Source organism: Shinella sp. 838, from assembly GCF_029623935.1.
Taxonomy (GTDB): Bacteria; Pseudomonadota; Alphaproteobacteria; order Rhizobiales; family Rhizobiaceae; genus Shinella.
The window spans coordinates 63,951-78,000 of record NZ_JARSBQ010000013.1; the positions used below are offsets into that span (position 1 = coordinate 63,951).

13 protein-coding genes are annotated in these 14,050 nt (G+C 63.7%); 9 read left to right on the forward strand and 4 right to left on the reverse strand.

Annotated features, from left to right (window positions below; translation table 11 throughout):
- Nucleotides 1-57: 57 nt before the first annotated feature.
- The 3 genes from P9A16_RS28225 to P9A16_RS28235 all read right to left on the reverse strand — a co-directional run bounded on the left by P9A16_RS28225 (nucleotide 58) and on the right by P9A16_RS28235 (nucleotide 4,576).
- Entirely contained in the window at nucleotides 58-1,305 is a 1,248-nt protein-coding gene (locus tag P9A16_RS28225) for an ABC transporter substrate-binding protein (protein ID WP_023514471.1), read from the reverse strand.
- Nucleotides 1,306-1,367: 62 nt separating this feature from the next.
- Nucleotides 1,368-2,681, reverse strand: a complete 1,314-nt coding sequence (gene hisD / locus P9A16_RS28230; protein ID WP_024270089.1) for a histidinol dehydrogenase — start codon at nucleotides 2,679-2,681, stop codon at nucleotides 1,368-1,370.
- Nucleotides 2,682-2,773: 92 nt separating this feature from the next.
- Nucleotides 2,774-4,576 carry a thiamine pyrophosphate-binding protein gene (locus tag P9A16_RS28235; protein ID WP_023512844.1) on the reverse strand — a complete coding sequence of 601 codons (1,803 nt, stop codon included), beginning with the start codon at nucleotides 4,574-4,576 and terminating at the stop codon, nucleotides 2,774-2,776.
- Nucleotides 4,577-4,951: 375 nt separating this feature from the next.
- On the opposite strand from P9A16_RS28235, the gene P9A16_RS28240 reads away from it, so the two are divergent.
- Nucleotides 4,952-5,641: a hypothetical protein gene (locus tag P9A16_RS28240; RefSeq protein WP_023512843.1), complete on the forward strand. Its 690-nt coding sequence runs from the start codon at nucleotides 4,952-4,954 to the stop codon at nucleotides 5,639-5,641.
- A gap of 10 nt (nucleotides 5,642-5,651) precedes the next feature.
- Here the strand turns inward: P9A16_RS28240 and P9A16_RS28245 are convergent, their stop codons facing one another.
- On the reverse strand, nucleotides 5,652-6,476 hold the full coding sequence (locus P9A16_RS28245; RefSeq protein ID WP_023512842.1) for a helix-turn-helix domain-containing protein: 825 nt from the start codon (nucleotides 6,474-6,476) through the stop codon (nucleotides 5,652-5,654).
- Nucleotides 6,477-6,607: 131 nt separating this feature from the next.
- Between P9A16_RS28245 and P9A16_RS28250 the strand changes: the two genes are divergently transcribed.
- The 8 genes from P9A16_RS28250 to P9A16_RS28285 all read left to right on the forward strand — a co-directional run bounded on the left by P9A16_RS28250 (nucleotide 6,608) and on the right by P9A16_RS28285 (nucleotide 14,046).
- Nucleotides 6,608-7,642, forward strand: a complete 1,035-nt coding sequence (locus tag P9A16_RS28250) for a Gfo/Idh/MocA family protein (RefSeq protein WP_278026260.1) — start codon at nucleotides 6,608-6,610, stop codon at nucleotides 7,640-7,642.
- On the forward strand, nucleotides 7,639-8,523 hold the full coding sequence (locus P9A16_RS28255) for a sugar phosphate isomerase/epimerase family protein (RefSeq protein WP_023512840.1): 885 nt from the start codon (nucleotides 7,639-7,641) through the stop codon (nucleotides 8,521-8,523). The genes P9A16_RS28250 and P9A16_RS28255 overlap by 4 nt, the downstream gene beginning before the upstream one ends.
- A 118-nt stretch (nucleotides 8,524-8,641) precedes the next feature.
- On the forward strand, nucleotides 8,642-9,811 hold the full coding sequence (locus P9A16_RS28260) for an amidohydrolase (RefSeq protein ID WP_023512839.1): 1,170 nt from the start codon (nucleotides 8,642-8,644) through the stop codon (nucleotides 9,809-9,811).
- Between the two features lie 235 nt (nucleotides 9,812-10,046).
- Nucleotides 10,047-11,021, forward strand: coding sequence for an ornithine cyclodeaminase family protein (locus P9A16_RS28265; protein WP_023512838.1), 975 nt, complete (start codon nucleotides 10,047-10,049; stop codon nucleotides 11,019-11,021).
- Nucleotides 11,022-11,069: 48 nt separating this feature from the next.
- Nucleotides 11,070-11,852: a transporter substrate-binding domain-containing protein gene (locus tag P9A16_RS28270; protein WP_023512837.1), complete on the forward strand. Its 783-nt coding sequence runs from the start codon at nucleotides 11,070-11,072 to the stop codon at nucleotides 11,850-11,852.
- Nucleotides 11,853-11,909: 57 nt separating this feature from the next.
- Nucleotides 11,910-12,575, forward strand: coding sequence for an ABC transporter permease (locus P9A16_RS28275; protein ID WP_023512836.1), 666 nt, complete (start codon nucleotides 11,910-11,912; stop codon nucleotides 12,573-12,575).
- A gap of 5 nt (nucleotides 12,576-12,580) precedes the next feature.
- The gene (locus tag P9A16_RS28280; RefSeq protein WP_023512835.1) at nucleotides 12,581-13,318 is read left to right on the forward strand and encodes an ABC transporter permease; all 738 of its coding nucleotides are present in this window, start codon (nucleotides 12,581-12,583) and stop codon (nucleotides 13,316-13,318) included.
- Nucleotides 13,315-14,046, forward strand: coding sequence for an amino acid ABC transporter ATP-binding protein (locus P9A16_RS28285; protein ID WP_023512834.1), 732 nt, complete (start codon nucleotides 13,315-13,317; stop codon nucleotides 14,044-14,046). Before P9A16_RS28280 ends, P9A16_RS28285 begins: the two co-directional genes overlap by 4 nt.
- Nucleotides 14,047-14,050: the final 4 nt, after the last annotated feature.

Sequence of the window (14,050 nt, forward strand, 5' to 3'; positions counted from 1 at the left end):
CGATAGCGGGTCTTGCGGAGGAGCCGACGGGTGCGGCTCCTCCTTGTGGCGATTGGATTACCGAGCGTTGTCGATGCCGGAGACCAGCATCTTCACCGCATCTTCGGAGCTCATGTTGCCGACGAAGAACTGAGCGGCGACGTCGCTGAAGACCGAGGCGAATTCGGGTTTGGCGGCAAAACCGTGCGTCATCGCACCCTGCATGCTGCCCTTCTCGATCGCTGCCGCGCGCTCCTGGTAGCCGAGCTTGGCGCAGTCGTCGAAGTCGTCGACCGAGACGTCGTTGCGCGCCGGGATGGAGCCCTTGATGAGGTTGAAGCCCTTCTGGACCTTCGGGTCCATGATGGTCTCAGCAAGGGCGACCTGCGCGTTCTGCACGTTCTCGTCCTTCACGGTGAACATGCCGAAGCTGTCGATAAGGTACTGGAAGGACGTCACCTGACCCGGCGTCGCAAAGCAGTAGAAGTCCTGGTTGGGCTTCAGGCCCTTGGCGAGGAATTCGCCCTTCGCCCAGTCGCCCATGAACTGCATGGCGGCCTTGCCGTCGATGACCATGCCTGTCGCCACGGCCCAGTCGCGGCCGACGAAATTGTCGTCGACGAGGCCGCGCACGTCGCGCAGCGCGTCGAACACCTTGACCATTTCAGCACTGCCGAGCGCTTCCGGATCGAGGTCGATCGCGGTCTTCTGGTAGAAGTCCGGCCCGTTGATGTCGGACAGCAGCGCATCGAAGATGATGCCGATCTGCCAGGGCTCGTCGCCCATCGCGACGGGAACGATACCCTTTTCCTTCAGCTTCTTGCCGGTCTCGATCAGTTCGGCCCAGCTCTTCGGCACCGAAACGCCGGCGTCGTCGAAGATCTTCTTGTTGGCCCAGACCCAGTTCTGGCGGTGCATGTTGATCGGCGCGGCGATGAAGGCCTCTCCCGAGGTCACGAAGGGCAGAAGCTGCGGGGCGAGCGCCTCACGCCAGCCGCCGGTCTTGGCGAGATCGTTCAGATCGCGCACCACACCCTGTTCGGCCCATTGCACGCCTTCCCAGCCGAGGAACTGCATGGCGCCCGGCGGATCGCCGGCGGTAAGACGGGCGCGGAGCGCCTGCTGCGCGTTCGCGCCGCTCATGCCGCCGACCGCCGAATCCTTCCACTGGAAGCCCTTGGCCTCAAGTTCCTTGCGGATGACGTTGAGCGCGTCGACTTCGCTCTGCGAAACCCAATGGTGCAGAACTTCGATCTGGCCTTCCGCCCGGGCGGCTATGGGCATCAGCATGGTCGCCGCAAGCGCTGTGGCGATGAATTTGGACATGGTTTCATCCTCTCTGGTTGGGTTTTTGATCGCGGCCCCTGGCGGGCTCTTGTGCGCGGTTGTCAGTTGGGCTCGACCGGCATGGCGTAACCGACATTCCTGCCGCCGTAGCGGCGGACGCGGATGTTGGCCTGCTCGGCGTGGCCGGAAAAACCTTCCATCAGGCAGAGCCGCGAGCCGTAGGCGCCTATCATCGCCGAGGCCTCGTCGGTCAGAACCTTCTGGTAGGTGCAGGTTTTCAGGAACTTTCCGACCCAGAGGCCGCCGGTGTAGCGGGCCGCCCTGTTGGTCGGCAGCGTGTGGTTCGTGCCGATCACCTTGTCGCCGAAAGCGACGTTGGTGCGGGCGCCAAGGAACAGCGCACCGTAATTCGTCATGTTGTCGAGGAAGTAGTCCGGGTCGCGCGTCATGACCTGGACGTGCTCGGAAGCCACACGGTCGCCTTCCGCCAGCATCTCCTCGAGCGTGTCGCACAGGATGATCTCGCCGTAGTCCGCCCAGGCCTTGCCGGCAACAGCCGCTGTCGGCAGGATTTTCAGGAGGCGATCGATCTCGGCGAGCGTGTCGCGCGCCAGCTTTTCCGAGTTCGTGATGAGGACGGCCGGCGAATTGACGCCGTGCTCCGCCTGGCCGAGCAGGTCCGTCGCCACCAGTTCGCCGTCGACGCTGTCGTCGGCAATGACGAGCGTCTCCGTCGGGCCGGCGAAGAGATCGATGCCGACGCGGCCGAAGAGCAGGCGCTTGGCTTCCGCGACATAGGCATTGCCGGGGCCGGCGAGCATGTCGACGGGCTCGATCGTCTCGGTGCCGTAGGCCATGGCGGCGATCGCCTGCACGCCGCCGAGGCAATAGATCTCGTCCGCGCCGGCGAGCGCCTGCGCCGCGACGATCTTCTCGGCGATCCTGCCCTGGAACGGCGGCGCGCAGGTGATGACGCGCTGGCAGCCGGCGACGCGCGCCGTCAGCACCGTCATATGGGCAGAGGCGAGCAGCGGGTATTTGCCGCCCGGCACATAGCAGCCGACATTCTGGATCGGCACGTTCTTGTGGCCGAGGATCACGCCCGGCAGGGTCTCGACCTCGATATCCCGCAGCGCCGCCTTCTGCGCCTCGGCGAAACGGCGGATCTGCTCCTGCGCGAAGTCGAGGTCGGCACGCTCCTGCGCCGTCAGCGCATCGATGCAATCCGCGATTTCCTGCTTCGACAGGCGATAGGTGTCGCGATCGAACCTGTCGAACTGAACGGAGAGTTCGCGGACCGCCTTGTCGCCGCCGGTCCTGACCTTTTCGAGAAGCGTCTCGACCGCCCTGGTGACCGCACTGTCGGCGCCACCCTCTTCGATGGTGGTCGTGGCTGTTTTGATGTGCCGGATCATGACAAAGTCTCTTCGTTCACGGTCGCTGCGCGCGCCGCGTCATCAATGGGCTTGGGAGGAGATGGGGAGGCGGGGCCTCCCCTGTCGTCAGGTCAGAGGTGCTGTTCGCGGGCGCGCATGTCCGCGTAGGCCGCCTGTTCCTTTTCGTAGTAGGCCGGCGACGGGAAATCCCACCAGCCGGTGGCGAACGGACCGGCGGCGTCCCGCGAGACGATCACTTCGACGAGGGCCGGGCCGCCGCAGTCGAGCGCCGCCTTCAGGCTGCTTTCGAGATCCTCGTTCTTCTCGACCTTCCAGGCCTGAAGGCCGAACGCCCGGGCGGAAGCCGCGATATCGGCCGAATAGGGGGCGCCGTTGCCGGCGTGATGGTTGAACTCGGAGGCGATGTGGCGGCCCATGAATTTGCGCTGTCCGCCGCGGATCGACATGTAGCCCTGGTTGTTGAGAACGAGGAACACGACGTTGATGCCGTTCATGACGGCCGTGCCCATTTCCGGCAGCGACATCATGAAATCGCCGTCGCCGACGATGGCGACGACCTGCCGGTCCGGGCAGGCGAGCTTGGCGCCCATCGCCGCCGGCACCGCCCAGCCCATCGGCGAATAGGAACCGGAGGTCAGGTGCGTGCGCGGTTCATAGACCGGGAAGCTCTGCTTGACCGAGCCTTGGGTGTTGCCGGAGCCAACCACCACGATGCCGCTACGATCCAGGACCTTGCGGAGCGCCATCAGCGGGCGCTGCGAGGTGAAGGGTGTCTCGCGGCTGTTTTCGCGCGGCTCGACCTGGGCGCGCCAGTCGGCCTTGGCCTTCTGCACATCGGTGAGGAAGTTTTCGCGGCGCGCCAGCATCTTCTGCGACTGCGCATCCGAGATGAGCGACAGGATCGCCTCCAGCGTCACCTTGGCATCGGCGACGATGCCCACTTCTGTCTCGTAGTTCTTGCCGATCTCGCGCGGATCGAGGTCGATATGGATCAGCTTGGCCGAGGGGATCGAGAAGGAGACGCCCTTGGCATAGGACGAGGCCGACCAGTCGGTGAAGCGGCAGCCGACCGAGACGACGACGTCGGCGGAGGCGGTAATCTGGTTGCCGCAGGTGGTGCCCGTCTGGCCGACCGCGCCGATGAACAATTCGTGGTCTTCCGAAATCGCGCCCTTGCCGTTCCAAGTGATGGAGACGGCCGCGCCGAGCTTTTCGGCAAGGCGCGTCAGTTCGGCCGAAGCGTTCGCGGTGATCGCGCCGCCGCCGGCGACGATGACCGGGCGCTCGGCGGCAAGAAGAACCTTCAGCGCCGCTTCGATGGCCTTGGGGTCCGGATAGGCGACGCCGACCGGCAGACGCTTGCCGAGCGGATGGATGGTGACATTCGCCGCCTCGACCTGAACGTCCATCGGGACCTCGACATGAACCGGACCCGGGCGGCCTGTCAGAAGTTCGCTGAAGGCACGGTGCATAATGCTTGGGAGGACCTGCACCGAATTGGCCTGCCAGGCGCGCTTGGTCACCTGCTCGGTGATCCGCGGGAAGGCATTGTCCTGCTGGCGTTCCAGTTCCTGCATGGTGCCATGGCCGTGCATGTAGGTCTGGGGCGAGCCGGAAACGTAGAAGAGCGAGGTGGAGTCGCAATAGGCGGTGGCAAGGCCGATGATCGTGTTGGCCGCGCCCGGACCGACCGAGGTGGAGCAGGCCATCGGCTTGCCGGAGGCGCGATAGTAGCCATCGGCCATGTGAACGGCGCTCTGCTCGTGCATCACCTGGATGAACGGGATTTCCGAACCTTCCTGCAGGAACGCGTCGAACAGCGACCAGATGCCATGGCCCGGCACGCCCGCCACATATTCGACGCCGTATTCCTTCAACGCTTTCGCGACGACTTGGCCACCTGTCAGTTTCATGTGATCGACCCTCTGAAATCTCGTTATCTTGGGGCAGGAAGCATTGCCTTCCAGCGATAGGCTTATTCTTCAGCGGAGCAGTGCATCACTGCAAGTTCGCAGCCATCGAAACACTGACGCGAGATGACGCAGTTTAAAAGCAGGTCTGCGTCATAGTTTTCGCTCCCGCCCACCGCGCCGCCGCAGGTCCGGCCAATTTGGGGCAGCTCGCGCACGCCTCGATTGGGAAAGGTGGATAGGCCTGGAGAAAATCATCCTTCGCGAAGTGAAGCAGGTGTCGCATCATCACGCGAATAAATTAATTCCGGCGCGCACTTTTTTCACGATACGCGCTATGGCTTTCTCAGGACACGGACAGACAAAAGAGGCATCGCCGTGCAGAACCTGAGCAGAGATCTGGCTTTCGCAGACAACTTCATTTCGGCAAAGCTGGTTGAGAGCGTGATCGACTATGACGTGGCGGACGCCGTCGTGGTCAATATCAGCCCCTCCCCGATGGTGACGGGCGACGAGCACCCCGCCATCGTGCCGGCGTGGAAATCGACCTGGCTGAAGGGCGGCCGCATCCGCAAGGCGGAGCGGGCGGCGATCATCAAGGTCGTCAACCCGACCAATCTCGGCGGCTGCATGTTCCGCGGCTGGGACTGGCTGGGCAACCGCATCCGCAGCTTTCCGCGCGACACGCCGCTCTATATTTCGGCACAGGACGAGATCGGCACCGTCACGCTCGACCCGCGCGTCTTCACCAATGAACGCGCGGCAGCCGAAGCGTCGCAGACCTTCACACTGAAGCTCAATCTCTGGTGGTCGCCGTGCGATACGGACTGCTTCATCCACAACGAACACCCGTTCCTCGAAACACACACGCAGATCCATGGATCGGGCCGCATGCAGAAATTCAAGGCGCGCGACGCGGCAACGCTCTACGAGGACGTGGTGATGCCGATCGGCTATTCGCACGATCCCTTCTGCCGTGTGACCGGCGAAAAGCAGTGGACCTATCCCTGGCACCGCTACTATGCGGACAGCGACAGCGTCTGGCTCGCCGTCGAACTGCACCCCTAGCGGGGCCGCCTCAGCTCATCTGGATCATGTCGGAGCCATCGCCAAGATACTGCAACGCCTCGCGCGGAATGCTCGGGTCGTTGCGGTCCAGCACCGTCAGCTCCTTGAGATGCTCGCGGCGCAGGAGGCCTGGCCCTCGGTAATGCAGCGCGACCTTCGTGGAATAGGGCTGGCGGAAGACGGTCGCTGCGATGCCGCTGGAAATGCCGAACATGAAGCGCTTGGCGTTGCGCTTGACCTGCGCATAGACGCCGAAGGTCATCTCATTCGACTGGATACCCTCGAAATCCGCCGTGAAGAGGCGGTCGGCGACGGGGAAGCAGAAACCGTAATATTTGAAGACATATTCCGTCTTCTTTGGGTCATCGAAGCTCGGGAAGCGCTCGACATAGTAGTGCTGGAGGAATTCCCTGTTGCGGTAGATGCAGAAAGCCGACCGCAGCACGAAACCCTTGTAGATCGAGGAAAACTGGTAGCGGTCGTAGATCCCGACGATGTCGTTGTGATCGGCATTGTTCTCGACGATCATACCCGACACGAAGCGCGAGAATTCCGGCAGCTGGCGGGCCGTCGCCATTGCATGGAAGAAATTCCCCTCCACCAGCGTGCGGAATTCCTCCGGGTCGGCAAAGAGCATGGGAACGCTGAGGCCGAAATAGTTCGCGATGATCCTGAGATTGGCGGGCGACGGCACATGGGCGCCCGACAGGTACTTGTTGAACTGCTGCCGGTTGACATTGATCTTGCGGCAGACAGCCGCAACCGAGCCGTGCTGCTCGCACAGCGTCCTGAGGTTCGCTGCCAATGCGGCCCCGTCTCTTCCCAGCTGATCCATTGTCACCCCCGCGCCTTATCCGACGCATTGTGACGCTAGTTCTACTTCATATCGCTAAAGACATCAATTGCCTGCGCAATTGCCGCGCCAGAGCCGGACGGTCAATCTGTGGAGCATAAAGGGGAGGATCCGTGGTGCAGTCCAGCGGAGCGGTCGGGTGGTCCGTCATGGGGACCGGAACCATAACAACGGAGCACATGGTTGCGGCGATCCGGTCGGCCGGGCAGGAGCCACTGTGGGTCGTCAGCCGGAACCGGGAATATGCGGCACATTTCTCGCAGGACATGCAGATCCCCGGCATCTCCCTTGATGCGCGGCGGGCACTGCGGGATCCGCGAGTCGGCTTCGCCTATGTCAGCGCCGTTCGCGACCGGCGCAGGCACTACATCCTGGCTGCGGCGGCGCAGCGCAAACACGTTCTGTGCGACGGTCCGATCGCCGGCAGCAGCCGTCTTGCCGCAAGCCTTGTCGAGACATGCCGGACGGCGGGCATAACGCTGGCCGTCCACCAGCCCTTCCGCACCCTTTCGCCCCACCAGACCATGCGCCGGCTGCTGCTGGAAGGAGAGATCGGAACGCTACAGTCGCTCCTCATCGCGCGCGGCGCCCCCTTTCAACCGCCACCCAACCGCCATGTGGACGAGACGGTGGACCGTGCCAATGCGCTTTTCGGGGCGTCGATCGACAGCATCGACCTTGCGCGTTTCCTCACCGGCCAGGAGCCTGTCGCCGTCTCGGCCCTTTCAGCCTCGCCGGCGCAGGGCGATACCGACCAGCAGTCCTATGCGGCCGGCCTGTCCGGCGGGGCCGTGCTTCAATCCTACGAGAGTTTCACCACCGCGGAATTCGAAAGCATCGTCATGCTTGCCGGCGATCGCGGCACGCTGATCGCCCATGGCACGCTGAGCGGAAAAGGAGCGGGCACCCTGATCCGGCGGCTGAACGGGCGGAACGAACTCATCCCGGTACGCGAGCGCGACCCGCATGTCGCGACGATCGAAACCTTCCTGGCCCTGCCGCACACGCCGGCAACATGGATGGCGCTCGGCGAGGACAACGTCATCGCACTGCGCGCCGCGGAAGCCATCCGCGCAGCCCGAAACAAGCGGCCCGTTTCCGTCGGATCCGCAGACACAAAGACGAGCACAGGAGGCTCGCATCCATGATCCGGACAGAAAACCAGCTCATCTATCATTCCATGGCCTCCCGGCCGAACACGCTGGCGATCGACATCGCAATCGCGCGCGAGCTGGGCTTCGACGGCCTCGAAACCTCCGGCCCGAAGATCGCCGCCTTCCTCGATGCCGGTTTCTCCACATCCGAACTGACGGCGCGACTCGGCGGCCTCACCCTCCCCGGCATCGGCTTCCTGATCGACCTCGAGCGGCAGCGTGACGCCCGGCGTCAGATGTTGCGAGAGGCCGAAGATCTCTGTGCCCTTGCATCGGCAGCCGGGGCGAAAGGGATAGAGGCCATTACCGGCCCGCTGGACATCCGGGTTTTCGAGACGGGCGCTGCAGAGCGCTATCCCGCCCTCTACCGTGGCCTCATCGACCTGCCGACAGATTCCCAGCTGGATCTCACCGCCGCCAATCTCCGGGCCGTCGCAGATATCGCCGCATCGCATGGTCTACTCGTCTATCTCGAAGCGCTATCCTGGACCCCGCTCAACACGATGGATGCCCAGATGCAGGTGCTCGAACGCTGCGACCGGGACAATGTGCGTCTCGTCATTGACTTCTGGCACGCCTATACCAGCGGTGACACGCCGGAACGGATCGCCCGGCTCGACAAGGCGCAGATCTATGGTGTGCACCTCTGCGATTCCCTGCACTATACCGGTGGCATACCGAACGAGCCCATCCTCCGCGACGTGCCGACCGGAAAGGGCGTGCTCGACCTCCAAAGCTGGGTCGATGCCGTCAAGGCGACCGGCTATACCGGCTGGTGGAGCTGCGAACTCTTCTGCAGGCGCCAGCACCAGGACGACAGCTTCGCCGTGGCGAGAGACCTCAAGGCCCTCATGGAGCGCCTGATCCTGCGGTGACGCCCTTTTCAGCGTGGCGGCAGCCCGCTGGAAAGACGGAGGCCGGTTGCAAAGTCGATCAGCGCAGAGATATACGAAGATGTTCAGATGAGACAGAAACGTATATTCGCGGGCACCGATGAACACTCTCTCCAAAGCCGACATCAACACGCTGATTTCCTACCGCCACACCCTGCACGCCCATCCGGAGCTTTCGCTTGAGGAAGTCTGGACCGCAGGGTTCATCCGGGACCGGCTGGAAGCACTCGGCATCGCGGTTCACGAGAAGATCGGCGGCAACGGGCTCGTCGGCGTCATCGAAGGGGCCGCGCCCGGCCCGGCGGTGGCACTGCGCGCCGACATGGACGCCCTTGCGATCAGCGAGACGACGGGCCTCTCCTACACCTCGAAGAACCCCGGCAAAATGCATGCCTGCGGTCATGACGGACATGTCGCGATCCTGATCGGTACAGCGACCCTCCTCGCCCGGGCGCGGGACTTTGCCGGTACCGTCTACCTCGTCTTCCAGCCGGCGGAGGAACGCTTCGGCGGCGCACGGCTGATGATCGAGGACGGGCTGCTTGAGCGCTTTCCTTTCGAACGGATCTTCGGCCTCCACAACTGGCCCGACATGCCGGCCGGCGAAGTCCTGCTGCATGACGGGCCGGTCATGGCCGGCACATCGGAATTCGACATCACCTTCCGCGCCGAGGGTGCGCATGCCGCGATGCCCCATCTTTCCGGCGATCCGCTGCTCGCCGGCGGGCATTTTCTCACCGGCCTCCAGCAGGCCGTCGCCCGGGCGGTCGATCCCTACGAGGCGGCCGTGGCGACCGTCGGCTCGTTCCACGGCGGGCATACCCAGAACATCATTCCACAGTCCGCGGACCTGAAGGGCACCTTGCGGGCTTTCCGGATGGAGACCCTCACCCTGCTTCGGGAGCGTACGCGCGCCATCGCCGCCTCCGCGGCAGCCACCGCATCCTGTGCCGTCGATCTTACCTTCGACGATCCCATGTGCCCGCCGGTGGCAAACACGCCGGCGGAACGGGATCTCATGCGCGCGGTCGTGCATGAGGCAGGCCTTGCCGCCTATCGGGGAGACCCGCGCCCCACGATGGCCGGCGACGATTTCGGTTTCTTCCTGCTTCACCGCCCTGGCGCCTATGCCTGGATCGGCAACGGTCCGGCGGTCTTCGACGGCCGGCTGCATCAGCCGGCCTACGACTTCAACGACGCGATCATCGCCCCGGGAGCAACCCTTCTTGCTGGAACGGCGATCGCCGCGCTTGCCGACATCAGCAATTAGACAGAAAAATCCATACTAGACAATTTGGTTTTATCCCTTATAGTACCCGGCAGGAATGAAGGCCAGTCGCGGAAACGCTGCAGTGCCCCACCTCCGGCAGCCGCGGCCAGACCTTCCGGTTGCCCGTAAACAAATCCACGCCACCTGCGGCCAGCCAGGTTTCCGCCGGGCACGACATGTCGTGCCCGAACGGGGCAGGCTGCAAACCTTGATTGCCTGAAAAGGCGGGAAGCCCATGATCCAGCTCTCACGTTCCGACATCCAGAACCTCATCGGCATCGACCCCGGAACGGTCGCGGCGATACGGGATGCCTACATCGCGATATCGGACGGGCGCGCGGACGTGCCGCCGGTCGGCTATCTCGGCTTTCCCGGCAAAAACGGCGACTGCCACATCAAGTACGGCTACATCGCAGGCGATCCGGTCTTCGTCGTGAAGATCGCCGCAGGCTTCTACGACAACCCGTCCAGGGGATTGCCATCGAGCAACGGCATTATCGTCGCCGTCTCGGCCGAGACCGGCCGGGTGATCGCCACACTGAACGACGAGGGCTGGCTGACCGATCTGAGAACCGGCATCGGCGGCGCCGTTGCTACCTTCGCCCTCTGCCGCGACGATGCCGAAACCTTCTCCATCGTCGGCACCGGCACGCAGGCCCGCTTTCAGGCGAGGGCCATGGCCGCCCTCGCCGGCCGGCCGATCACGATCAATGTCTGGGGTCGCTCGCGTGCCAAGGCCGAAGCCCTCCAGGCGGACCTCGCGGCGATCGGGTTGCCGGTCCAGCTGGCAGACGATCTCGAAGCCATGTGCCGCACCTCCGATGTCATCGTCACCACGACGCCCTCGGCCCATCCGCTCATCGAAGCCGGCTGGATCCGGGAAGGCACGCATATCACCGCCATGGGTGCCGACGCGCCGGGCAAACAGGAGTTGGCGGTTGAGCTCGTCGCTCGCGCCAATGTGCTGGCGGTCGATCTCGCCCGTCAATGCCTGGAACACGGCGAGTTCGCCGGTGCCTTCGCCGCGGGGCTGATCAAGGCAGAGGACTGCATCGAGCTCGGCCTCATCCTTTCCGGGCGTGCACGCGGACGCCAAGCCATTTCGCAGATCACGATCGCCGATCTCACCGGGGTCGCCACCCAGGATATCGCCATGGCCAGAACCGTGCTGGAGCGGGTCGCCGGATTGGACATCCGGGCCGCGACCTGATCTTCGCCGGGCCGACCTAGAGAAACCATCACTGAAAAGGGGAATGACATGAAAATCCTAGCAATCGCATCCGTCCTTGCCGCCATCGTCGCCGGGAGCGCCGGTGCAGAGCCGCTGCGCATCGGCACCAGCGCCGACTTCCCGCCATGGGGCTATACGAATACGGCAGGCGATATCGTCGGCTTCGACCGCGAGGTCGGTGACGAGATCTGCAAGCGCATCGGCGCAGACTGCGCCTGGACGAACCAGTCCTTCGATGGCCTCTTGGCAAGCCTTCAGGTCGGCAAGTTCGACCTCGTGATTTCCGGCCTCTCGATCACCGCCGAGCGGGCAAAGCAGGTGGATTTCTCAAAGGCCTATGCCGACGCGCCCTATCACATCGCAACCGTCAAGGGCGGCGCGCTCGCTGTCGCCAAGACGAAGGCGGAACTCGAGGCCGCGCTGGAAGGCAAGGCGATCGGCGTGCAGACCGGTTCGACCCATGAGGCCGTGGCCAACAAATACTTCAAGAATGCCGACGTTCGTCTCTATGAGCGCAACGAGCAGATCGCCGACGACCTGGCCGCTGGCCGCATCGATGCCGGCCTTCTCGAGCAGTCGGTTTGGGAGGAACTGATGAAGGCTCGCGAGGGCAAGCTTGAGCTTGCCGGCCCGATGCTGACCAGCGCCGACTATTCCGAATTCGGCAACGGGCAGGGCATCGCCCTGAAGCAGGGCCGGGAGGAGCTGAAAGCCCGCGTCGACAAGGCCATCGTCGACATGATCTCCGATGGAACGATCGGGAAGATCTCGACCAAATTCTTCGGCTACGATCTTTCCTTCAAGGGCTAACAGCGGACAGGGCCATGCCTCGCGCCAGATGCGGCGCATGGCCCCCAGGGTCGACCCATGTCTCTTATCCTCGCTTATCTTCCACATTTGCTGGAAGGGTTGCTCGTCACGCTCGAAGTGGCTTTCGGAAGTTTTGCCATCGGCCTCGTGATTGCCGTTGCGGCGGTGTTCGGTGCCGAGTTCGGCAATGCGCCGGTGCGCTGGTGCGTCTCCACCTATGTCACCGTCATCCGCGGCCTTCCGGAACTGCTCGTCATCTTCCTCGTCTTCTACGGCGGCACGGTTCTCCTCAGCAGGATATTCGGCGCCTATGTCGAGGTGGATGCGCTGAGCGCCGGTATCTGTGCACTCTCCTTCGTTTCCGGCGCCTATCTCACAGAGATTCTGCGCGGCGCGCTCCACACGATCCCGCCCGGCCAGGCGGAAGCGGCCAAGAGCCTCGGCCTTGGCGCCGGCGCAACATTTCGGCATGTCATCCTGCCGCAGATGTTCGCCTATGCCCTGCCCGGTCTCGGCAACCAATGGCTCATCATTCTCAAGGAAAGCGCGCTGGTTTCGATCGTCGGGCTTGAGGAGCTGATGCGCAAGGGCGTCGTGGCGGCAGGCGCGACGCAATCGCCCATGACCTTCTACCTCATCGTCGCCGGCCTCTATGTGGCCATCACCAGCGTCTCTATGGCGATCTTCGCCTATGGCAATCGACGCCTGACGGTCGGACGGTGAGCACCATGTCCTCCGAGATCCTCCTGCAGTCCATCCCCATCGTCTATGCCGGCCTGAAGCTGACGCTGATCGTTACCCTGGCCAGTTTCCTACTCGGCCAGATCCTCGCCCTGCCGCTCGGGCTGGGGCTAACAGCGAGGTCCCCGCTGCTGCGCTGGCCGGCAACGATCTACACGTTCCTCGTGCGCGGCAGCCCCCTCCTCGTTCAGCTCTTCAGCCTCTACTACGGCCTCGCCCAGTTCGATGCGGTGCGCGCCAGCGTGATCTGGCCGATCATCCGCGAGCCCGTGAACTGCGCAATCATCGCCATCGGCCTCAATTCCGCAGCCTATGTCGCCGTGATCGTCGCCGGCGGCCTGAGGCGGCTTCCACCCGGCCAGGCGGAGGCCTCCATCTCGCTCGGTCTCTCAGGCTTCAGCCGCATGCGCGATGTGCTCCTGCCGCAGGTCTACCGGGCGATCCTGCCTTCGATCGGCAACGAACTGATCCTTGTGCTGAAGGCTAGCTCGCTGGCGAGCGCCGTCACGGTCATGGAAATGTCGGGAGCGGCACGCGCCTTCACGGCGAAAACCTACGCACCCTTCGAGGTCTTCATCGTCGCCGGCATTCTCTATCTCGCGATCGGTTTCCTGTTCGGCGTCGCCTTCCGCTTTCTCGAACGTCGCATTCCGGGAGCCGCCGCCATCGGCAGGAGCGGCCGTACGGTGCATCCGCGCTCACCTACCCTTGGAGCCTCGTCATGATCATCGCGGAAAACCTGGTCAAATCCTATGGCGCGGCGCAAGTCCTGCACGGGGTTAGCTTGAAGGTTACAGCCGGCGAGCGCATCGTCCTGTGCGGGCCTTCCGGTTCTGGCAAATCGACCTTGGTACGCTGCTTGAACGGACTGGAGGAACGGCAGGGTGGCACCGTGGAAATCGCCGGCCACAGCCTTTCGGCCGACTGTGCCAACGTGCTGGCGCTTGCCGGCGACGTCGGTATGGTCTTCCAGCAGTTCAACCTCTTTCCACATCTGACGGTTCTGGACAACCTGACACTCGCCATGCGGCGGGTACGCCGGACACCACGCCTGGTAGCTGAAGAAGAGGCGCTGGCCATGCTGGCGCGCATGCAGCTGACGGAAAAGGCGGACAACTATCCGCGTCAGCTCAGCGGTGGACAACAGCAGCGCGTGGCGATCGCGCGCGCCCTGTGCATGAAGCCGAAGGTCATGCTGTTCGACGAGCCCACCTCCGCCCTCGACCCGGAAATGGTCAAGGAGGTACTTGACGTCATGACGGACCTTTCCCGCCAGGGCCTCACGATGATCGTCGTGACCCACGAAATGGGCTTCGCGCGAAGCGTGGCGGACCGCATCGTCTTCATGGACCGCGGAACGATCCTCGAAGAGGCGGATCCCGAAACGTTCTTCCGTCATCCATCCCATGCCCGTACGAAGGAATTCCTTCGACAAATCGGGCCGCAACACTGACCAG